We start from the raw sequence: 21,087 nt of genomic DNA, 5'->3' as shown, positions 1-21,087 counted from the left end.
GTGTAGCTTGCGGGATCAGCCGTTCTGACGGATACCGGCTACCAGCCAAGGCTGGTTATCACCTTGCTGACGCTCCATGTTCCAGCTTTCGCTGAAGGCTTCGCCCTGGTCAAAGCGCGAGTTTTTCGACACGCCGCTGAAGGTCAGGGTTGCAATGGTTTTGTCTGCACGGTCGTCCAGGCCGTCCAGTTGCACGGTCAGGTTGTCGATGTAGGTGGACTGGAAGCCATCACCCAGCTCAGCGCGTTCACGCTTGAGGAAGTCGAGCATCTGCGGTGTTACGAACTCGGCGATCTTGTCCATTTCGTTGGCATCCCAGTGCTGTTGCAGGGACTGGAAATGGTTGCGCGCAGCTTCAAGAAAGTTCTGCTCATTGAACCAGGCCGGTGCATTGATCACCGGGCGTGCCGCAGGGGCTGCCGAACCGCCGCCGAAGAAGGACGAAGGTGCTGGCTTGGCGTCAAAGGCTTCGCGTTGCAGTGGAGCGTGACCGGCAGGGGCCATCATCTCGGATTGTTGCTTGCGACGACGGGCCGCGATAAAACGGAAGATCAGGAAGGCGATGACCGCCATGATCAGGATGTCGAAGAACTGCATGCCCTGGAAGCCACCGCCCATGAACATGGACGCCAACAGGCCACCGGCTGCGAGGCCAGCCAGAGGGCCGAGCCAGCGCGAAGCACCACCGGCTTTTGCGGCGGCGCCTGCAGCACCGGCAGCTGCAGGGGCTGCAGCTGGAGCGGCCTGGCGCGTTTGGTGGCTAGGCGCTGCACCAGCGCTTTTGCCGCCGCCGAAGCGCTTGGCGTTCGCGTCGAGGCTCATCGTCAAACCGATGCACAACGCCATGGCGATGCTAAGAAAACGTTTCATAAGGGGTTCCCATTTGTGGATATCACGCGCGCCATGTTGCACAGGTGAGTTGTGACTGGCTAGCGGTGAAGTGTTTCGGGCTTTTGCCTATTTATCTGTAAGAGACAGATTTTTTTACTGTAGGACGCATTGATGTGGGAGCGGGCCTGCTCGCGATTCCCGGCACTCGGTGCATCTGATACACCGAGGTGCTGCCATCGCGAGCAAGCCCGCTCCCACCGTTATCTATCAATCCAGACTATTCCCGCAAAGCTGTCGGGTTGCTGTCAGACCGCTTCAAGTTTGGCGTAGCCCATCATCAGCCATTTGCTGCCTTCGGAGAAGTTCACCTGTACCCGCGCCTGCGCGCCTGCGCCTTCGAAGTTGAGAATGACGCCTTCGCCAAAGACCGCGTGCTTGACCATCTGGCCAAGCTTGAATTCGGTTTCTGGTATTTCCGAACCGCCAAACAGGCTGCTGGCGCTCTGCTTTTGACCACCACCGAAAGGGCGACTGACGCTGTTGGACAGACGAACTTCCTGGATCAGGCCTTTTGGCACTTCTCGCACGAAGCGCGAAACCTTGTTGTAGGTCTCGCTACCGTACAGGCGTCGGGTTTCAGCGTACGTCATGACCAGATTTTGCATGGCGCGGGTAATGCCCACGTAAGCCAGACGCCGCTCCTCTTCAAGGCGGCCGGGTTCTTCCAGGCTCATCTTGTGCGGGAACAAGCCTTCTTCCATGCCCACCAGGAACACATACGGAAACTCCAGACCCTTGGCGCTGTGCAGCGTCATCAGCTGGATACCGTCTTCATGCTCTTCGGCCTGGGTATCGCCAGCCTCCAGTGAGGCATGACCAAGGAGGGCGGCCAATGGCGACAGCTCTTCATCTTCGTCATTGTTCTCGAAGTTGCGCGCTGCGCTGACCAGTTCTTCAAGGTTTTCTACCCGGGCCTGGCCTTTTTCGCCTTTTTCCGCCTGATGGTAGGCAATCAGCCCACTCTGTTCGATCACGGTTTGGGTCATCAGATGCAGAGGCATCTCCATGACTTTTGCCGCGAGGTTCTCGATCAGTTCAATAAAGCCGGAAATGGCGCCTGAAGCACGACCGGGGAGGGCTTTATTGGCAATTAGCTGGCGCATCGCCTCCCACATCGACACATCGCTGTGACGTGCGTGATCGCGAATGGCCTCGACGGTTTTTTCGCCGATACCGCGGGCAGGCACGTTAATCACCCGCTCCAGCGCGGCATCATTGCCACGGCCTTCGAGCAGGCGCATGTAAGCCATGGCGTTTTTGATTTCTGCGCGCTCGAAGAAGCGCTGGCCACCATAAATGCGGTAAGGAATACGTTCGCGCAGCAACGCTTCTTCAAGCACCCGCGATTGGGCGTTGGAGCGGTACAAAATGGCGATATCGCTATGGGCCAGGCCGGTTTTCAAGGCGCTTTCGATGGTCTCGACCACGTAGCGCGCTTCATCGTGTTCATTGAAGGCTGCGTACAAATTAATTGCTTCGCCTTCACCGCCGTCAGTCCACAGCTCTTTGCCCATGCGTCCGGTGTTGTTGGCAATCAGGGCGTTGGCCGCTTTGAGGATGCCTGCCGTGGAGCGATAGTTCTGCTCCAGGCGAATGGTCTCGGCGTCCGGGAAATCGGTTGAGTACTGGTAGATATTTTCGATTTTCGCGCCGCGCCAGCCGTAGATCGACTGGTCGTCATCGCCCACGACCATCAGGCTGTCGCCGCCCTGGGCCAGCAATCGCAGCCAGGCATATTGAACGGCGTTGGTGTCCTGGAATTCGTCGACAAGAATGTGGCGGAAGCGTTTCTGGTAGTGCGCCAGCAAGCCCGGGTTGTCGCGCCACAGATCCAGGGCGCGCAGCAGTAGCTCGGAAAAGTCGATGACACCGGCACGCTGGCACGCGACCTCATAGGCCTCGTAAATATTGCGCATGGTGGCCAGGAACAAGTCGCCGCTGGCCTGGATATGTTTAGGACGCAGGCCTTCGTCTTTTTGACCGTTGATAAACCACTGCGCCTGACGCACCGGCCAGCGCTGTTCATCCAGCCCCAGTTCACGGATCACGCGCTTGACCAGACGTTGCTGGTCATCGCTGTCGAGGATCTGAAAGGTCTGGCTCAGCCCGGCTTCTTGCCAGTGAGCCCGCAATAAACGGTGTGCCAGCCCGTGGAAGGTGCCGACCCACATGCCCGCCGGGTTGATACCCATCAGTTGCTCGATGCGGTGGCGCATCTCGGCGGCGGCCTTGTTGGTGAATGTCACCGACAGGACTGAGTGCGGCGACGCGTTCTCGACCTGGATCAACCAGGCGATACGGTGCACCAGCACACGGGTTTTGCCGGAACCTGCGCCGGCCAGAACCAACTGACGCCCCACACTGGCCGTGACGGCCTGACGTTGGGCATCGTTGAGAGAATTTAACAAGAGAGAGAGATCATCGCGCATCGGGGCATTTTAGGGGCTGTTGACGTTTTATTGCTAGCCACGTAGCGCTCTTGGGCCGAGCGGTCAAAAAGCCTGCCGGTATGGGCTGTGCTGGTTTCATCTATTAAATGATGCCTGTGCGTTTGGTCGCGGGCACAGCTTGTGTATGCTCGGGCAACTTCCTGGCTCCCCTACTGATAAGAATTTCGCCGATGGTTCAGAGTTTAAATTCGCCGGGAATTTTTTTCGGCCTCGGGCTCGGCCTTTTTCTGCTGGTGAGTGGTTTGGGTTGGCAAGTAAAGCGGGTCAATCTGCGTCACAAGGTGCAGCGTTTACGCCATCAAGGTCTGTTCGACGACTTGCAGCAAGCCAATGTCCGCAGTGAGCAACTGAACGCTGAGCTTTTGCGCGAAGTGGAACTGCGCCGTCTCGTTGAGGCGCGCGTTCGCCACCTCGCCCATTTTGATGAACTGACCGGCCTGGCCAACCGTCTCTTGTTCAAGGAGCGACTGGAGGAGGCCAGCCAGCGTGTTCGCCAGGGTTCATGCCACCTGACGTTGCTGCACATCAACCTCGATCGTTTCAAATTGCTCAATGACAATCTTGGGCACGAGCTGGCCGATCATGTGCTGCAAAAAATGGCAGAACGCATCACCAAGGCCTTGCCTGAGGCCAACACCATTGCGCGACTGTCGGGCGATGAGTTTGCCGTGCTGTTTGATGCTTACAGCAGCCTGACCAGTCTGGCGCGGGTAGCGACCCGACTGATGGAAAGACTCGGCCGGCCCTTGGTGGTGGATGGCCATGAGCTGATCATCAGCGTGTCCATGGGCATCAGCCTGCTGCCGGGCAGCGCACGGGACATTGCCACCCTGGTCCACCAGGCCAATAAAGCCATGCGCCAGGCCAAGCATCTGGGCGGCGGCACTTTTCAGTTCTACAGTCACAGCCTGCAACACAGCACCCTGGAGCGTTTGCAACTGGAAAGTCAGTTGCGCAAAGCCATTGCCCAATGCCAGCTCGACGTTTTCTATCAACCTAAACTATGCCTTGCAACGGGGCGCCTGCACGCAGCTGAAGCGCTGGTTCGCTGGGATCATCCGCAGTTGGGTAGCGTCCCTCCGAGCGACTTCATTGCCTTGGCCGAGGAGACTGGCCTGATCAGCGCCATCGGAGAGTTCGTGCTGCGCGAAGCCTGCCGGCAAGCCTGTGAATGGCAGCGCACAGGGCTGGCGCCGATACGGGTGTCGGTGAACCTGTCGGGGCATCAATTGCGCCAGGGCAAACTGGTCAGCCTGGTGCGCCAGGTGCTTGAAGAAACCGGTCTGGCGCCTCACTGCCTGGAACTTGAGCTGACAGAAAGCCAGTTGCTCGACAATGTTGAATACGTCATCGCAACCTTCCAGCAATTGCACGAGCTGGGCGTGAGGCTGGCGATTGATGACTTCGGGACCGGTTACTCCTCGCTCAGTTACCTCAAGCGATTTGCAGTGGATTACGTGAAGATTGATAAAACCTTTATCCACGGCCTGGGGCGCTGCAGTGAAGACGAGGCCATCACCCTTGCGATTATCTCCATGGCCCATAGCCTCGACCTCAAAGTCGTGGCCGAAGGTGTCGAAAACGAGGCGCAGCTGGCATTTCTCAAGGCTCGCCAGTGCGACGAAGTGCAGGGTTATTTGATCAGCCGTCCGGTAAACGCTGCGCAGTTTGGCGATTTGTTACGTGCCGGTGTAGTGGATTTGTAGTGCCAAAAAGGGCTACATCGCCCTGAAGCTGCATGAATCATGGGAAAGATAAGGGTAAGACAGGGTGTATTGGGTGGGCAGAAAGCGAATTCTTGTAGTATAACTACAAGAATGCTACATCCCCGGCGCCTGCCGCTTACAGACCGAGTCCTGCCCTTTGAACCTGCTGCAACATATTGCCCAGTCACGCCACCTGTTACGTAAATCGGAACTCAAGGTCGCCGATCACGTGCTGCTTGATCCTGCGGCTGTAATGCACAGTTCCATGGCCGACCTTGCCCACAGTGTCGGCATCAGTGAGCCCACCATCGTGCGCTTTTGCCGGGCAATTGGCTGTTCCGGGTTCCAGGACTTGAAACTCAAGCTGGCGCAAAGCCTGGCAGCAGGTGCCAGTTTCGGTCAGTTCGCAATCCACGAAGACGATTCGGTTGCGGACTACAGTCTGAAAATTTTTGACACCACGCTGCACACCCTGATGGAAGTGCGCGAGAAGCTTGATCCCGTGGCGCTGCAGCGTGCGGTGACGGCCATGTCGCAAGCGCAGCGGGTCGAGTTTTATGGTTTCGGTGCCTCGGGTGCCGTTGCGGCCGATGCCCAGCACAAGTTTTTTCGCCTTTTACTGACGGCTGCGGCGTACTCCGATCCCCATATGCAAGCGATGTCGGCTGCAACCTTGAAGCCTACGGATGTAGCGATTTGCATCTCCCAGTCGGGCCGTTCCAAAGACTTGCTGATCACCGCCAATCTGGTGCGTGAAAGTGGCGCGACCTTGATTACCTTGTGCCCGAGCCAAACGCCACTGGCGGAGCTGGCGACCGTCAATCTGGCCATCGATGTCCACGAAGACACCGAAATCTACACCCCGCTGACCTCGCGTATTGCCCACCTGGTGGTGATTGACGTGTTGGCGATGGGGGTTGCCATGGCTCGCGGCCCAAGCCTGGTCAACCACCTTAAAAGCGTCAAGCGCAGCCTGCGCAGCTTGCGTCTTTCGCCCAAGTCGCTGAAAAGCCACGAAGATTAATTGTGGGAGCGGGCTTGCTCGCGATGGCATCGCTGAAGCTTTCCTGACAGGCCACGTTGCCTGAATCGCGATCAAGCTCCCTCCCGCACAGTACTCATATTCAGCCTTCATCCCCCTGTCATCCCATCTTCGCCAAGTCGTCATAAACAAAGTCCATCTTGAAACTCCCGTACACGCCTTGGGAGACTCGAAATGGCCCAGCCTTACGAAGAACGCAATAGCGCCGTCAAAACCCGCCGTCAGCAAGAAGACCAGCGCCGCATGGCCTTTCGCCGCGCAATCGAAGACCATGACAATCAGCGCCAGCTAAGGCTTGAAACCTCGGATTATCCCGACCTCAATGCAATCAACTATTGGCAGGCTGCGTCGGCAAGTGACCGTCGAAGCGCTCAACCAGCTCGCTGATTTGCAGGCGCTCACTGCGAATAAACCCCAGAAATGCATGGGCCACCGGTGACAGGCGCTTGGCTTTGGCCTGCACCACGCACCAGCTGCGATACAGCGGCAACTCTTCGACCGGCAACTCGTGCAACAGGCCGGTCGCAAGTTCCAGGCTGACGGCGTGGCGTGTTAATAGCGCCACGCCCAACCCGGCCACTGCGCACTCGCGCTGGGACTCGTTGGACGACACTTCCAGTGTTTGACTGAAGTGAACACGCTTCTCCTTGAAGTATTCCTCGCACGCCATGCGTGTGCCCGACCCCTGTTCGCGCATCAGCAAGGTATACGGCTCCAGGTCCTGCAAACGGAGCGGACCACGGCTGCACAGCGGGTGGTCTGGCGGTGCGACGGCCACAATCGGGTTATTCAAAAACGGCAGAAACTCCAGGCCCATGTCCTGCGGCACCATCGACATGATCACCAGGTCGTCGCGGTTATCCGACAGGCGGCGAACGGCTTGCGCCCGATTGACCACCGTTAGCTGCAGATTGACCTCCGGGTGCTGGCGCTTGAAAGCGGCAAACAGGTGGGGGACGAAATATTTTGCACTCGATTCAACCGCCAGTTTCAGTTGGCCCTGCAGCGACCCGAGCATGTCCGAGAGCTGCATGTCGAGGTTTTCAAGGCGCCCGAAAATATCCCGGCTGGCCAACTGAAGTGCTTCAGCGGCCTCGGTCATGTACAGCTTTTTGCCTACGTAATCGAACAAAGGCTGGCCAATCAGCTCTTCAAGCTGACGAATTTGTAGACTTACGGCGGGTTGTGTCAGCGACATTTCTTCTGCAGCGCGGCTGTAAGAGCGCAAATCACAGACTTCGTTGAATATCTGTAATTGACGAAAAGTGATACGCATCAATGACTTACGCATTTTTATAAAATTATCCGAAGCGGCAAGTGATCTGACTATAAGTCGTTACTTATGCACGACCCAAGAATTATTGATTTTTGTTTATTGTTGCGTGGGTCTAGTGTGACGACACAACGGTTCAGACACATTTGGACACGTGCCGACCTGGTCTAGCAGGTCGTTTGTTCCATGGGCTTTAGGGAAAATCCAAGTGATAAAAAAGATCCTGATCGCCAACCGCGGAGAAATTGCCGTCCGCATCGTGCGTGCCTGCGCCGAGATGGGTATTCGTTCTGTGGCGGTCTATTCCGAAGCGGACCGACATGCCTTGCACGTCAAGCGTGCCGATGAAGCCCACAGCATTGGCGAAGACCCGCTGGCCGGTTATTTGAACCCGCGCAAGCTGGTGAACCTGGCGGTTGAAACCGGCTGTGATGCCCTGCATCCCGGTTATGGTTTTCTGTCAGAAAATGCAGAGCTGGCTGATATTTGCGCCGAGCGCGGAATCAAGTTCATCGGCCCGTCCGCTGAAGTCATCCGCCGCATGGGCGACAAGACTGAAGCGCGCCGCAGCATGATCAAGGCCGGTGTACCGGTCACGCCAGGCACTGAAGGCAACGTTGCCGATATCCACGAAGCACTGCTTGAAGGCGAGCGCATTGGCTATCCGGTCATGCTCAAAGCCACCTCGGGTGGTGGCGGACGCGGGATTCGTCGCTGCAACAGCCGTGAAGAACTGGAACAAGCCTTTCCTCGAGTGATCTCTGAAGCCACCAAAGCCTTTGGCTCGGCAGAAGTGTTCCTCGAAAAGTGCATCGTCAACCCCAAGCACATCGAAGCCCAGATCCTCGGTGACAGCTTTGGCAACGTGGTGCATTTGTTTGAGCGCGACTGTTCAATCCAGCGTCGCAACCAAAAGCTCATCGAAATTGCCCCAAGCCCTCAATTGACCCCGGAACAGCGCGCCTACATCGGCGACCTGTCTGTGCGTGCGGCCAAGGCCGTGGGTTACGAGAACGCCGGTACCGTGGAGTTCCTGCTCGCCGAGGGCGAGGTGTACTTCATGGAGATGAACACCCGGGTGCAGGTGGAACACACCATCACCGAAGAAATCACCGGCATCGATATTGTTCGTGAACAAATTCGCATTGCTTCCGGTCTGCCGTTGTCGATCAAGCAAGAAGACATCCAGCACCGCGGTTTTGCCTTGCAGTTCCGGATCAATGCCGAAGACCCGAAAAACAACTTCCTGCCAAGTTTCGGCAAGATCACCCGTTACTACGCGCCCGGCGGTCCTGGCGTGCGTACCGACACGGCGATCTACACCGGCTACACCATCCCGCCGTATTACGACTCCATGTGTCTGAAGCTGGTGGTGTGGGCCCTGACCTGGGAAGAAGCGATGGACCGTGGTTTGCGCGCCCTCGACGACATGCGTCTGCAAGGGGTCAAAACCACCGCCGCGTATTACCAGGAAATCCTGCGTAACCCGGAATTCCGTAGTGGCCAGTTCAATACCAGCTTCGTAGAAAGCCATCCAGAACTGACCAACTACTCGATCAAGCGCAAACCCGAAGAGCTGGCCCTGGCCATCGCTGCCGCCATTGCCGCCCACGCAGGCCTGTGAGGAAAATTTTCATGTCCAAGAAGATCTTTGTAACTGACACCATCCTGCGTGACGCCCACCAGTCGCTGCTGGCAACCCGCATGCGCACTGAAGACATGCTGCCAATCTGCGACAAGCTCGACAAAGTCGGCTACTGGTCGCTGGAAGTCTGGGGCGGCGCCACCTTTGACGCTTGCGTACGCTTCCTCAAGGAAGATCCGTGGGAGCGTCTGCGCCAGCTGCGTGCCGCCTTGCCTAACACTCGCCTGCAAATGCTGTTGCGTGGTCAAAACCTGTTGGGCTATCGCCACTACAGCGATGACGTGGTCAAAGCCTTCGTTGCTAAGGCGGCTGTCAACGGTATCGACGTGTTCCGTATTTTCGATGCCATGAACGACGTCCGTAACCTGCGCGTCGCCATCGAGGCGGTCAAGGCTGCTGGCAAGCACGCTCAGGGCACCATCGCCTACACCACTAGCCCTGTGCATACCACTGAAGCGTTTGTGGCCCAGGCCAAGCAGATGGAGGCCATGGGTTGCGACTCGGTGGCAATCAAGGACATGGCTGGCCTGTTGACCCCGTTTGCCACTGGCGAACTGGTCAAGGCGTTGAAGGCTGAAATCAGCCTGCCGATCTTTATTCATTCACATGACACCGCCGGTCTGGCTTCCATGTGCCAGCTCAAGGCGATAGAAAACGGTGCCGACCATATCGACACTGCGATCTCCAGCTTCGCGTGGGGCACCAGCCATCCGGGCACCGAGTCGATGGTAGCGGCCCTCAAAGGCAGCGAATACGACACCGGTCTTGACCTGTCGCTGTTGCAGGAAATTGGTCTGTACTTCTATGCCGTGCGTAAGAAGTACCACCAGTTTGAAAGCGAATTCACCGCAGTCGACACCCGTGTTCAAGTGAACCAGGTACCGGGCGGGATGATTTCCAACCTTGCCAACCAGCTCAAGGAACAGGGCGCCCTGAACCGCATGAGCGAAGTGCTGGCCGAGATCCCGCGTGTACGTGAAGACCTGGGCTTCCCGCCGCTGGTGACACCGACGTCGCAAATCGTCGGCACCCAGGCGTTTTTCAACGTACTGGCTGGCGAGCGTTACAAAACCATCACCAACGAAGTGAAGCTCTACCTGCAAGGCGGCTACGGCAAGGCGCCAGGCGAGATCAACGAGCAACTGCGTCGTCAGGCCATCGGTAACGAAGAGCTGATCGACGTACGTCCTGCTGACCTGCTCAAGCCAGAAATGGTCAAGTTGCGTGCTGAGATTGGTGCTTTGGCCAAGTCGGAAGAAGACGTACTGACCTTCGCCATGTTCCCGGACATCGGCCGCAAATTCCTCGAAGAGCGTGCTGCAGGCACCCTGGCCCCGGAAGTATTGCTGCCGATTCCTGAAGCTGGCGGTGTTACCAAGGCGAGCGGTGAGGGTGTACCGACCGAATTCGTGATCGACGTACACGGCGAAAGCTATCGCGTAGACATCACCGGTGTAGGCGTCAAGGCAGAAGGCAAGCGTCACTTCTACCTGTCCATCGACGGTATGCCGGAAGAGGTGGTGTTCGAGCCGCTTAACGAATTTGTGGGTGGCACTTCGAGCAAGCGCAAGCAAGCGAGCGAGCCGGGCCACGTCAGCACTGCAATGCCGGGCAACATCGTTGATGTACTGGTTGCCGTAGGCGACGTCGTCAAGGCTGGCCAGTCAGTACTGATCACCGAAGCGATGAAAATGGAGACCGAAGTTCAGGCCGCCATTGCGGGTAAAATCGTCACCATCCATGTCATCAAGGGCGACCGCGTTAACCCGGGCGAAATTCTGATCGAAATCGAAGCCTGATACCGCCTTTGATACAAACGCTTTAAACCTCGGGGGAGCATGTGCTCCCCTTTTTTTTCGACTGGCTTTTTGTATCTGTATTTTAATGCAGACGGGTGATCCGAAAATCGCCTTTATCTGCATTAAAATGCATTTTCTGGGCGAGAAAAATAACCACAACTGCACTATATTGCAGGTAATGGTTTATTCGACTGTTTGATATGCATTGAATTGCGGGTGCGAGCATGTTTCAGCTAACCCTTCAGCTCTACCGTGCCGGTCAGTGGCAGGACGCGATGACGCTGGCTTTTTCTGAGCCGAATAAAGGGCTCGATGGTCCTTGCCGCTTTGGCTACAAGCAGAAGTACCTGATGCAAAACCTGGAGGCCATTGAAAGCCCCTTTCTTTGCTCGGTGAGTGCTTGTGTGCCCGTTGAGTGGGATACGCACATTCTGAAAAAGGCTCCCGCCTTCCTGCACGACATTGCCCCGGCCGGGGCTGCGAAGAAGATCCTGATCAAGCAAATAGGGCGGGAAAAACCTGAGGACTTGAGCATTGATTTGTTTTTGCTTGGCCGCAGCACGCCTGCGCCGATAGGCCATCTGCGGATTAAAGAGTCGTTTGAGCGGCTTGATTCCCATGCGGCGCTGGGCTTCTCTCGCCAGGACGTGATCGATCGTGACAACAGCTTTCTTGAGTACGCCCACGAGCAGGGGGCTGCGATTGGCGGCGCAACAGGGGCGGGTGGCGAAGCGCCCAAACTGTTGATGTCTGAAGGCGCGGATGGCTTGTTGTATCCCGACGCTACCCTGGCGGACCCTGACGTCAGGCAGCATTGGTTCATCAAGTTTGCTCGCAACAAGGGGTTGGAGCTGGACTGCGACATTTTGCGCAGCGAATTCATGTACTACAAAGCCTTGCAGGCATTGGGTATTGAAACTGTTCCAGCTCAAGGGCTGGCGCTGGAAGAAGGGCGAAAGCCGAGCCTGTGGATGCAGCGCTTTGACCGCAAGGTCACTGGGCAAGGCGTCGAGAGGCTTGCTGTGGAGTCTGTCTATTCTCTTGCCCAGGTCACTGAGCCCGGCAGCGACATGGCTCACGTCGAAGTGCTTGAGCGGTTGGCAGCGCTTTGGAAGCATGCTGGCCAGCAGGATCAGATCCCTGATCTGGTGGCTGAATACTTGCGCCGCGATCTGCTGAACAAAATCCTTGGCAACAGTGATAACCATGGCCGCAACACCGCGATTATTCGAGGTGTTGATTCATTTCGCCTGGCGCCTGTCTATGACCTGGCGCCCATGGTGATGGATGGTGAAGGTATTACGCGTACAACCAAGTGGTCGCGGGAGGTAGAGCGTGCAGGGCAAATTGATTGGCGAGGTGCCTGTGAGTCGCTGAGCTCGATTATTGATCCGGATATGGCGTATCAGCGCTTACGCGCTGATGTCGAGCCGCTACGGGCCCTGCCTGATTTGTTAAGTGCTGAAGGGCTACCGGAGCTGACGATGAACCATCCACAAATCGCGCTTAAAAACCTCGACCAGCGCTTGCGCGAGTGGGGCTTGAAATGACCCTGACTATTGATGCGCGCCAGTTGATGATCGAAAGTATTGAGGCTGATCTTGCTCAGGGCAAAATCGCACTGGGTGAGGCGGTAAAGCGCTTTCGGGTTGATGTGACCGGATTGCAGCAAACCCAGTTTGCCCGCATGTGCAAAATTTCGGTCCGTACCTTGATTCAAATCGAGCACGGCGAAGGCAATCCGACGCTTAAATCCCTGAATGCAGTCTTCAAGCCCTTTGGTCTGCAAATGGGTGTGGTCCGCTTACCGCGAAAATTCTAATCCCCTTCTGTAACAAAAACGCCCAACAGTCCTTGTTGGGCGCATTGATCAAATTTTATACAGTTGATGCTCTGCATTCTTCCAGGGTCTTTATCTGGCCGCTTTCTGGTTGGTTATCCAGTGCCAGCCATTTTTCGAAGCCTGCCGCTATAGAGGGCCATTCCGTACCGATAATGCTGTACCACGTGGTATCACGATTCTTGTCTTTAACTACCATATGCTGGCGAAAGACGCCTTCGTATGTGTACCCCAATCGTACTGCAGTACGCTTTGATCGCGCGTTGTCGTTGTTGCACTTCCACTCCAGGCGTCGGTTGCCCAGTGCGAAGGCTTCCTTGGCCAGCAGGTAGACCGCCTCGGTACTCTTTGGCGAGCGCTGCATGGGGGCGCCGAAGGTCACGTGGCCTATCTCGATGCGCCCGTGCTCAGGGACGATGCACATCAGGCTGATCAAGCCTTGTGCCTCGCCGCTCAACTTATCAACGACGGTATAAAAATGCGGGTCACGACTGGCGGCATGGCTTTGCAACCAGGTATCAAACGTCGGACGCTCATTGAAGGGCCCGTAGGGTAAATAGTCCCAAAGCTTGGGATCAGCCTGCGGCCCCTGTAAGGCTAGCCATAGTTCATCGCCATGCCGTGCCGGGTCGAGCTTTTCCAGACGAATGAATTGCCCTTCAAGGGTTCGGGTATCGGGTGTTTTGGCCGCCAGCCAGTGTTCTAGAGAGTCGGGCATTGCGCGTTCCTTAGTTATTACAAGGTTTTGCGAAACTGGATAAAGCCAGGGCGCTCGGCAATGCGCTCATACAACTGGATCGCCGTGGCGTTGGTTTCCTGAGTCATCCAATAGACTTTGGCACAGTCTTTATCGCGAGCGACGGCATATACGTGCTCGATCAGTTGGCGACCTACCCCTTTACCGCGAACCTGGGGGCTGACAAACAGGTCTTGAAGGTAGCAGGCGTTTTTGATGCTCCAGTTGGTGCGGTGATACACGCACTGCACCATGCCCACGGCCTTGTCGCCTTGCCAGGCAAGGGCCAGAGAGGTCGGCTCAGCCGGATCGAAAAAACGTGTCCAGGTGGATTGGGTAATGTCGTCTGACAGCTCGGTGTTGTAGAAGCGCAAGTAGGCCTGCCAGAGGGGGAGCCACTGTTCGTGATCAGCAGTGGTTGCGGGTTTGATCTGGATTTGAGTCATGTGAGCTATTCCTTGGCCATTAAGTGAGCGAGTACGTGGTCTTGCGGGTTGCTGCTGGCCAGGAGTCCCTTGCGTACGCCCGCCTGGTCAGCGGCGTCGCGGTTCTGGCTGAGTTTGCGTTTGCCGTCCAGGCGGGTGATGGGCAGGCGAAAACCCACAATGGCCTTGAGCATGCTGTCGATGTAGTCCGCTGGCGCATCGCTGACCGACCAGGGTTGGGATCGACCGGCTTCGTGTTTGCTGCTCAAGCGGCTGACCAGCGCCAGTAAACGCTCGGCATCCTCGAAGACTTCTGCGGTGCCATAAGCGTGAACGGCGAGGTAGTTCCAGGTGGGCACGGCTTTACCGTGTTCGGCCTTGCCGGGATAAAAAGACGGGCTGATGTAGGCCTGTTCTCCGGAGAAAATCACCAGGGTTTCGGTCCCTTCAGCCAGGGCCTTGCCGTGGGGATTGGCGCGGGCAAGATGGCCATACAGGGTGCCGCAGGCGCCTTCATCCGGGTTCAGCAGCAAAGGCACATGACTGGCGATCATGCCTTGGCTGGCGTGAGTGACCAGCACGGGCAAGGGCGTGGCCAGCATCTGTTGATGCAACATTGGGATGTCATCTACTGCGAAGGCGCGGGGAACGTACATAGAAATTATCCTTGGCGAATGGCCTCATCCTAGGCAGGCTATTGGTTTGTTGTAAGAGCCATTAATGGTCATTTTCATAGGTCCAATTCATGTCGGATTCAGCGCTTTCCATCGCCTTCAACCCAGCCGGAATCGAGCTTGATCCGAAAAAAGGCCTGAGCCGCCAGCTGTATCAGGCATTGCGCCAGCGCGTGCTCGATGGTCGGTTGAGTGGCGGTGCGCGGTTGCCGGCCAGCCGTGACCTGGCCACTGCTCTTGGTATTTCCCGTAATAGCGTGGTGCGGGCTTATGACCAGTTGTATGCCGAGGGGTTTATTGAGGGGCGAGTGGGTGATGGCACTTATGTCGCAAAACTGCCTGAAAAAGCGCTGCCGATAAAAAAGTTGTCCACCAACTTATCCACAGGGTTTTCAACAGACTTATCCCCAGGGTTATCCACAAAACAGGCTGAATTACCTGTAATTACATCCAGTAAAGTTATCCACAGCACTGCTTTGAGCCGGGTCGCAAAGCATGCCCTTGACCTGCCTCCCAGTGGAGTTCCTCGTGCATTTCGAGTGGGGGTACCGGCGTTTGACTTATTCCCTTTCGAGGTATGGAGCAAGCTGCAGGCGGCTTTTTGGCGTAAGCCAGACTTGCAGCAACTGTGTTACGGCGATCCGGCTGGTGATGAACGCTTGCGTGGACTTATTGCGGCGTATTTGCGCACTTCGCGGGGTTTATCGTGCACTAGTGATCAAATTTTGATCACTAGTGGTGCGCAGCAGGGGATTAGCCTTTGTGCACAGCTGCTGGTGGAGCCGGGCGAGGGGGTGGCTGTGGAGAATCCGGGCTATCGCGCAGCAGCCTATGCGTTCGCGATTGCCGGGGCTCATGTGCAGGGTGTGGCGGTGGATCAGGACGGTATGGATTGTTCGGCACTGGCACACTTGAGCAGCTGCCGGCTGGCCTACGTGACGCCCTCTCACCAGTACCCGAGCGGTGTGACCCTGAGCCTGGCCCGGCGTTTGGAACTGTTGGCCTGGGCTGAGCGCACCCAGGGCTGGATTGTCGAGGACGACTACGATGGCGAATACCGTTACAGCGGTGCGCCGCTGGCCCCGTTGGCGGCTTTGGACCGTAGTGGTCGGGTGATTTATGTCGGCACGTTCGGCAAGGTGGCCTTTCCGGCATTGCGCCTGGGGTACCTGGTGCTTCCCAAAGGCTTGACCGAGCCGTTTGCCCGGCGCCGATCCCTCGATATGCGCCATTCGGAAGTCAGCACCCAGGCGGTCATGGCTGAGTTTATGGCAGCGGGGCATTTTCAGCGGCACATCCGGCGGATGCGTCGTGCGGCCTTGAGTCGACGGGATGTGTTGCTGGCTAATTGGCCCCATGCGCTGGACGGGGTGGGGCCGATGCCGACCATCGCCGCGGGGTTGCATGTTGCCGTGCCGGTGACGAGCTTTGCGCGGGAGCAGGCACTGTTGGCGCAGGCCAAGACGGCCGGAGTGGAAATCAACGGGTTAAGCAGTTATTGGCAGCAAGACTCGATTGAGCCTGTGGATAAAAGAGCGGGGCTGGTGCTGGGGTTTGCAGCGGTGCCCGAAGTGGAGATCAAGGCGGCGCTGGAGCGGCTGGGCAAGGTGTGGAATGGCAGCCGTTGAACCTGTGGGAGCGGGCTTGCTCGCGAGAGGGGCACCGCATTAATTCAGACAGACCGCACCGGCTGAATCGCGAGCAAGCCCGCTCCCACAGGCAGGGCTTGATCATTGCGCGCTTTCAAACCCTTCAAGCACGTTCACCGCATTCACGCCGATTTCCTCAACGGCGTAGCCGCCTTCCATCACAAACAGCGTCGGTTTACCCAGGCGAGCAATGCGTTCGCCCATGCGCAGGTAGTCCGGGCTGTCGAGCTTGAACTGGGAAATCGGGTCGTTCTTGAACGTATCCACACCCAGTGAAACCACGATGACGTCAGCGTCGTAGCTTTCGATTTCGGTGCAGGCCAATTCAAGTGCTGCGCTCCAGCGATCCCAGGCCGAGCCTGCGGCCAGGGGATAGTTGAAGTTGAAACCTTCGCCCGGTCCTTCGCCCAGTTCATCTTCGTAGCCCAGGAAGAATGGAAACTCGGCTTCAGGGTGGCCGTGGATCGAGGTAAACAGCACGTCGCTGCGCTCATAAAAAATCGACTGCGTGCCATTGCCGTGGTGATAGTCCACGTCGAGGATCGCCACTTTGCGACGGCCCTGGTCGAGGAACGCCTGGGCTGCGATTGCTGCGTTGTTCAGGTAGCAATAACCGCCCATCAAGTCGCTGGCGGCGTGATGCCCGGGTGGGCGGCAAAGTGCGAAAGCGCTGTGGGCGCCGTTTTGAATCTCAGCCTGGGCGGTCAGGGCGACTTGCGCTGCGCTGTAGGCCGCTTGCCAGGTACCCGCAGTAATGGGGGCGCCGCCATCAAAGCTGTAATAACCGAGCTGGCCGTGGAGGCTGGTGGGCAAAACTGCGCGCAAGGTTCGGGCTGGCCAGGTGTATGGCAGCAAGTCGCCGTCACGACCGTGTTCTGTCCAGCGATCCCAGGCGCCCTGGAAAAAATCCAGGTACGCGGCGCTGTGGATACGTTCGATGGGGCCCCGACCAAAGTCTTGCGGCGCGCGCACCGGTCCCAGTTCGCGGGTTTGTACCCGCTGCAGAATATGGTCGGCGCGAGAGGGCATTTCGAAGCAAGGCATCAATTGCCCGTCCATCAACTCACAGCGGCCATGATGCAGGTGATGATCGTCCGAGTAGATCGTCAGCATGTTCTTGTTCTCCCAAGGCTTTGGCGGTGGCCTACAGTTTTGCGGCCCGGGGTGTTTGAGAGAACGGCAGGAGCGGCCAAAAGGGGATGGATGTGGCCAACATCACTGACCGAAATTCGCCCCTGAATCAAACACGGAACTGGCTGGGGGCAACCCCGCTCCAGCGTACAAAGGCGTGGCGAAAGCTCGCGGTCTCACTGAAACCCAGGGTTTCGGCAATCCGGTAGATGGGCCAATCGGTGTCGTTGAGCAGCAGCTTGGCCCGTTCGAAGCGCAAGTCGTCGAGCAGGGTTTGATAGCTGCATCCCACGTCGTGCAAATGGCGACGCAGAGTACGCGGCGAGCAGTTCATTTGTTCGGCCAGCCCCTCAAGCCCCGGGGCGGCGTGCATCTGTGCGCCAAGGAGTTGGCGGATGCGTTCCAGCCAGGTTTGCCGCCCGGTGAATTCCAGGTTCTGTTTACGGCAGCGCTCGGCCATCGCCTGATGGGTAACGGCATCGGCCAGCGGCAAGGGATGGTCAAGCCAGCGTTTGGCGAAAGCGAACGCATTGCTGTCGGCCTCGAACACACGCGGGCAGTCGAAGCTTTGCCCGTAGCTGGCGTGGTAATCGGGCGCGCTGTGGGCAAAACGTGCACCCAATAGTGGCAACGGTTGGCCGAGCAGGTCTTCGCAAATGACCTTGAGCGAAACCAGGCATAACTCGGTATTGAATACCGCGAGCTGTGGGCCTTCGCCATACCCGCTGGCGCAGAACCACACCTGATCTCCTTCGACCTCAAGGCTGAGTTCAAAAAGTGTTCCCAGCAGCGCCGGGTAGCGTAAAGCCAGACGCAGTGCGTCACCTAAGGTGGCACTGGTGAGTAGGGCGTAACCCAGCATTCCGTAGGACGACACATGCATTCGCCGGCCCAGCTCCAGGCCGATTTCGCGGCGCAAGGCCACGGCGTTGGCGCACACGCGCATCTCCTGATTGGTCGTGATGCGTGTGTCTGCGCGGCTCAAGTCCGCCGCCCGGATGCCGCTACCCGCCAACAGTGCTTCGCTGGATAAGCCTTCGGCATTGAAGGTGCTGAGCACCAGCGAAACGGCGTTGAGCGTTGTGAGATGAGAGTGGAGCATGCTCGTTTCCTGCATGGAGGTGCAGGACGCGAGCAAGTTGTGTGCCGGGGCGGGCGCAGCTACGCGTCGATCAGGCCAGTTCCCCGCACACGTCCAGCTCGATCAGGCGCCGGACTTCAGCCAGCGGCAAATCGGCACCGAGCAGGGCATGCAGTTTGCCGAACACGGCTTCACGGGTCATGCCACCCCCCGACAGCACGCCAACCCCACGCAAACGGCTGCCAGCTTCGTATACATCCAGTTCCACACCGCCTTCATGGCATTGAGTGATGGCTACCACCACAATGCCGTTCTCCTGCGCCCGTTGCAGGCTGGCCAGGAAGTCCGGGTTATCGCTGGGGCCAGTGCCGCTGCCGAAGCATTCGAGCACCAGCGCTTCGATCCCGCTGCTGAGCAGCGCGTCGAGCTGGGCTGCGCCAATTCCCGGTACCAGTGGCAATACACCCACACTGGCTTCGTGCCCTAGATGGTTGTAGGCCAGCTCGTCCGGCAGTGATGTGGCTTTTGCCACGCCGCCGTTGCGCGTCAACGCGACAAACGGGTTGCGCCCAAAGCTGCGGACTTTTGCGCAACGTGTCGGGGCCATCAATTTGCCGTGGAAGTACAGCTGAACCCCGTGAGGCTGGCCTTGGCCCAGCGCCTGCAGTGCACCGCTGACGTTTTCCCAGGCATCGCTGTCCGGTACGCCTGCTGGCAGCATGGAGCCCGTGAACAGCACCGGTGCTGGCAACCCCAGCAGTTGAAAGCACATCGCCGCCGCACTGTAGGCCAACGTGTCAGTGCCGTGCAGGACCAGGACGCTATCGCAGCCATCTTGCTCGATGGCTTCGATGATCGCGCCACGCAGGCGCAGCCAGTAGGCAGGCGTCATGTTGGCGCTGTCGATCAGCGGGCTCATCTCGCGAAAGGACCACTGCGGCACTGTCAGCGCCGGTTGGCTGGCGAGGTGCTCGCTCATGCGCGCTTCAAAACCCGACGCTGGCACCAGGCCGCCGGCGCTGGCTTGCATGCCGATGGTGCCCCCGGTGTAGAGCACCATGACGCGTTGGGAAGGGTGGTGAGTGGCTGCAGTCATTGTTGAGTCCCCATAAGCAAAAACGCGGCGGTTCTGGAGAACCGCCGCGTCAAGTATCAGCGTTTTGTTTCTTCGACCTTGTCGGCCGGTTTTGGCGGCCAGGCCTTCAGGTCCAGATCCAGATCCGGGAATTTACTGGAATCGAACACCGGTGTCTTGATCCCCGCACGGCGCTGGTCATCGTAGTCCTTGAGCACGCGCATGCAGATCTTGAACAGCATCGCCAGGGCAATCAGGTTAACGAAGGCCAGCATGGTCATGGCGATGTCGGCGAACGCGAAAACGGTCTGCAGGTTTTCGATCGAGCCCCAGAAAATCAATACCAGCACCAGTGCGCGGTAGCCAATCAGCGCCTTGCGGCTTTCACCGACCAGGAAGCGCAGGTTGTTCTCGCCCAGGTAGTAGTTGTAGAGCATCGAGGTGAACACGAACAACGCCAGGGCCACGCTGATGAACACACGGCCCCACTCGCCGACTACGGCCGCCAGGGAGTTCTGGGTCAGGGCAATGCCGTCGCCTTCAAAGCCCGGGGTGTAGAAGCCCGAGAGCAGGATCAGCAAGGCGGTGCAGGTGCAGATCACGAATGTATCGAGGAATACGCTGAACGCCTGAACCACGCCTTGGGCGATCGGGTGTTCAACATCGGCCACGGCGGCCACGTTCGGGGCGCTGCCCAGACCGGCTTCGTTGGCGAATACACCACGTTTGACGCCCATCACGATCGCACTGCCGATCAGGCCGCCAAACACCGGGTCGAGGCCGAAGGCGCTCTTGACGATATGGCCCAGCATGGCTGGCACGTGGTCGAATTGCAGCACGATCACGTAGAGGGTCACGGCGATGTAGGCCAGGGTCTTGACCGGTACCAGCAGGTCAGCCACCGAAGCGATACGTTTGATACCACCGATAAACACCAGGCCCAGCAGAATGGCGATGGCCAGCCCTGAGTAACTGACATCGAAACCGAAGGCATCTTGCAGCGAGTGGGTTACGGCGTGGGCTTGCAGGCCCATGAAGGCGAAGCCGAAGGTGATCAGCAGCAGCACGGCCATCAACTGGCCCATCCACAATTTGCCCAGGCCATGCTTCATATAGAAGGACGGACCGCCACGCAGTTGGCCTTCAGCGTCACGACGCTTGTACAGCTGGCCCAGGGAACATTCGATCAGGCTGCTGGACATGCCGACCAGTGCGGTGACCCACATCCAGAACACGGCACCCGGTCCGCCCAGGGTAACGGCGATGCCGACACCGGCAATGTTGCCCGCGCCTACACGGCCGGCCAGGCTCAGCATCAATGCCTGAAACGAGCTCAGTTCACCGGCGCTGCTGCGCAGGCTGTCTTTGAATACCGAAAACATGTGCAGGAAGTAACGAAACTGAACGAAACGCGAGCGGATCGTGAAGTAGCCACCGAGCCCGACCATAAGCACGATTAGCACTTTCCCTGAGAGGAAGTCATTGATGACTTCAAGCATGGATTATTCCTCGCTGTTTTTATCTGATGGCAACACGGGCGGATCGAAATATCGCGTTACACCTGCTTGAGCAAGGCATAAACGTAGGCGATCAATGTGACCCTGGCCGTGTTGCTGCTTGGTTTACGATGCTGTTTCCGTGCTGGCGATGGCCGCTGGTGCTGGGGCCGG

The 21,087-nt window shown here is 57.9% G+C and carries 17 protein-coding genes and 1 pseudogene; 8 read left to right on the top strand and 10 right to left on the bottom strand.

The window, feature by feature from the left end; all coding sequences use genetic code 11:
- Positions 1–15 precede the first annotated feature (15 nt).
- Positions 16–870, bottom strand: a complete 855-nt coding sequence (locus V6P94_RS02880) for a Tim44 domain-containing protein (protein WP_133074921.1) — start codon at positions 868–870, stop codon at positions 16–18.
- Positions 871–1,136: 266 nt separating this feature from the next.
- The gene (gene uvrD / locus V6P94_RS02875) at positions 1,137–3,320 is read right to left on the bottom strand and encodes a DNA helicase II (protein WP_338649010.1); all 2,184 of its coding nucleotides are present in this window, start codon (positions 3,318–3,320) and stop codon (positions 1,137–1,139) included.
- A 401-nt stretch (positions 3,321–3,721) separates the two neighbouring features.
- Between uvrD and V6P94_RS02870 the strand changes: the two are divergent.
- The 3 genes and pseudogenes from V6P94_RS02870 to V6P94_RS02860 form a co-directional block, all read left to right on the top strand.
- Positions 3,722–5,047, top strand: a pseudogene (locus tag V6P94_RS02870) (putative bifunctional diguanylate cyclase/phosphodiesterase); the annotation flags it as partial.
- Positions 5,048–5,204: 157 nt separating this feature from the next.
- Positions 5,205–6,071, top strand: coding sequence for a transcriptional regulator HexR (hexR, locus tag V6P94_RS02865; protein WP_133074918.1), 867 nt, complete (start codon positions 5,205–5,207; stop codon positions 6,069–6,071).
- Positions 6,072–6,263: 192 nt separating this feature from the next.
- Complete coding sequence (locus tag V6P94_RS02860) at positions 6,264–6,476, top strand: PA3496 family putative envelope integrity protein (protein ID WP_133074917.1); 213 nt, start codon at positions 6,264–6,266, stop codon at positions 6,474–6,476.
- Here the strand turns inward: V6P94_RS02860 and V6P94_RS02855 are convergent.
- Positions 6,418–7,380, bottom strand: coding sequence for a LysR substrate-binding domain-containing protein (locus V6P94_RS02855; protein ID WP_133074916.1), 963 nt, complete (start codon positions 7,378–7,380; stop codon positions 6,418–6,420). The two genes, V6P94_RS02860 and V6P94_RS02855, sit on opposite strands and share 59 nt — an antisense overlap.
- Before the next feature lie 190 nt (positions 7,381–7,570).
- Between V6P94_RS02855 and V6P94_RS02850 the strand changes: the two genes are divergently transcribed.
- The 4 genes from V6P94_RS02850 (at position 7,571) to V6P94_RS02835 (ending at position 12,628) form a co-directional block, all read left to right on the top strand.
- Entirely contained in the window at positions 7,571–8,986 is a 1,416-nt protein-coding gene (locus tag V6P94_RS02850; protein WP_019826929.1) for an acetyl-CoA carboxylase biotin carboxylase subunit, read from the top strand.
- An 11-nt stretch (positions 8,987–8,997) separates the two neighbouring features.
- Entirely contained in the window at positions 8,998–10,806 is a 1,809-nt protein-coding gene (oadA, locus tag V6P94_RS02845; RefSeq protein WP_133074915.1) for a sodium-extruding oxaloacetate decarboxylase subunit alpha, read from the top strand.
- 224 nt (positions 10,807–11,030) lie between these two features.
- Entirely contained in the window at positions 11,031–12,356 is a 1,326-nt protein-coding gene (locus tag V6P94_RS02840; RefSeq protein WP_133074914.1) for a HipA domain-containing protein, read from the top strand.
- Positions 12,353–12,628 (top strand): helix-turn-helix domain-containing protein, encoded by a 276-nt coding sequence (locus tag V6P94_RS02835; protein WP_048362256.1) that lies wholly within the window; start codon positions 12,353–12,355, stop codon positions 12,626–12,628. Before V6P94_RS02840 ends, V6P94_RS02835 begins: the two co-directional genes overlap by 4 nt.
- Positions 12,629–12,683: 55 nt before the next feature.
- Here V6P94_RS02835 and V6P94_RS02830 read toward each other — a convergent pair whose 3' ends face one another.
- The 3 genes from V6P94_RS02830 to V6P94_RS02820 are packed head-to-tail and all read right to left on the bottom strand — an operon-like array spanning position 12,684 to position 14,463.
- Positions 12,684–13,364 carry a GNAT family protein gene (locus V6P94_RS02830; RefSeq protein ID WP_338649009.1) on the bottom strand — a complete coding sequence of 227 codons (681 nt, stop codon included), beginning with the start codon at positions 13,362–13,364 and terminating at the stop codon, positions 12,684–12,686.
- A 17-nt stretch (positions 13,365–13,381) separates the two neighbouring features.
- Complete coding sequence (locus V6P94_RS02825) at positions 13,382–13,828, bottom strand: GNAT family N-acetyltransferase (RefSeq protein WP_133074912.1); 447 nt, start codon at positions 13,826–13,828, stop codon at positions 13,382–13,384.
- Between the two features lie 5 nt (positions 13,829–13,833).
- Positions 13,834–14,463, bottom strand: coding sequence for an FMN-binding negative transcriptional regulator (locus V6P94_RS02820; RefSeq protein ID WP_133074911.1), 630 nt, complete (start codon positions 14,461–14,463; stop codon positions 13,834–13,836).
- A gap of 89 nt (positions 14,464–14,552) precedes the next feature.
- Here V6P94_RS02820 and V6P94_RS02815 point away from each other — a divergent pair, with 89 nt between their 5' ends.
- Positions 14,553–16,109, top strand: a complete 1,557-nt coding sequence (locus V6P94_RS02815; protein ID WP_338649008.1) for a PLP-dependent aminotransferase family protein — start codon at positions 14,553–14,555, stop codon at positions 16,107–16,109.
- Between the two features lie 102 nt (positions 16,110–16,211).
- Here V6P94_RS02815 and V6P94_RS02810 read toward each other — a convergent pair whose 3' ends face one another.
- The 4 genes from V6P94_RS02810 to V6P94_RS02795 all read right to left on the bottom strand — a co-directional run bounded on the left by V6P94_RS02810 (position 16,212) and on the right by V6P94_RS02795 (position 20,916).
- Positions 16,212–17,243 (bottom strand): histone deacetylase family protein, encoded by a 1,032-nt coding sequence (locus V6P94_RS02810; RefSeq protein ID WP_133074909.1) that lies wholly within the window; start codon positions 17,241–17,243, stop codon positions 16,212–16,214.
- A 127-nt stretch (positions 17,244–17,370) separates the two neighbouring features.
- Positions 17,371–18,363, bottom strand: a complete 993-nt coding sequence (locus V6P94_RS02805; RefSeq protein ID WP_133074908.1) for an AraC family transcriptional regulator — start codon at positions 18,361–18,363, stop codon at positions 17,371–17,373.
- 70 nt (positions 18,364–18,433) lie between these two features.
- The gene (locus V6P94_RS02800) at positions 18,434–19,438 is read right to left on the bottom strand and encodes an asparaginase domain-containing protein (protein WP_133074907.1); all 1,005 of its coding nucleotides are present in this window, start codon (positions 19,436–19,438) and stop codon (positions 18,434–18,436) included.
- Between the two features lie 56 nt (positions 19,439–19,494).
- Positions 19,495–20,916 (bottom strand): sodium:alanine symporter family protein, encoded by a 1,422-nt coding sequence (locus V6P94_RS02795; protein ID WP_133074906.1) that lies wholly within the window; start codon positions 20,914–20,916, stop codon positions 19,495–19,497.
- Positions 20,917–21,087: the final 171 nt, after the last annotated feature.

It is taken from the genome of Pseudomonas sp. ML2-2023-3, from assembly GCF_037055275.1.
In the GTDB taxonomy this organism is placed as follows: domain Bacteria; phylum Pseudomonadota; class Gammaproteobacteria; order Pseudomonadales; family Pseudomonadaceae; genus Aquipseudomonas.
This window is presented reverse-complemented; position numbering and strand designations above follow the sequence as displayed.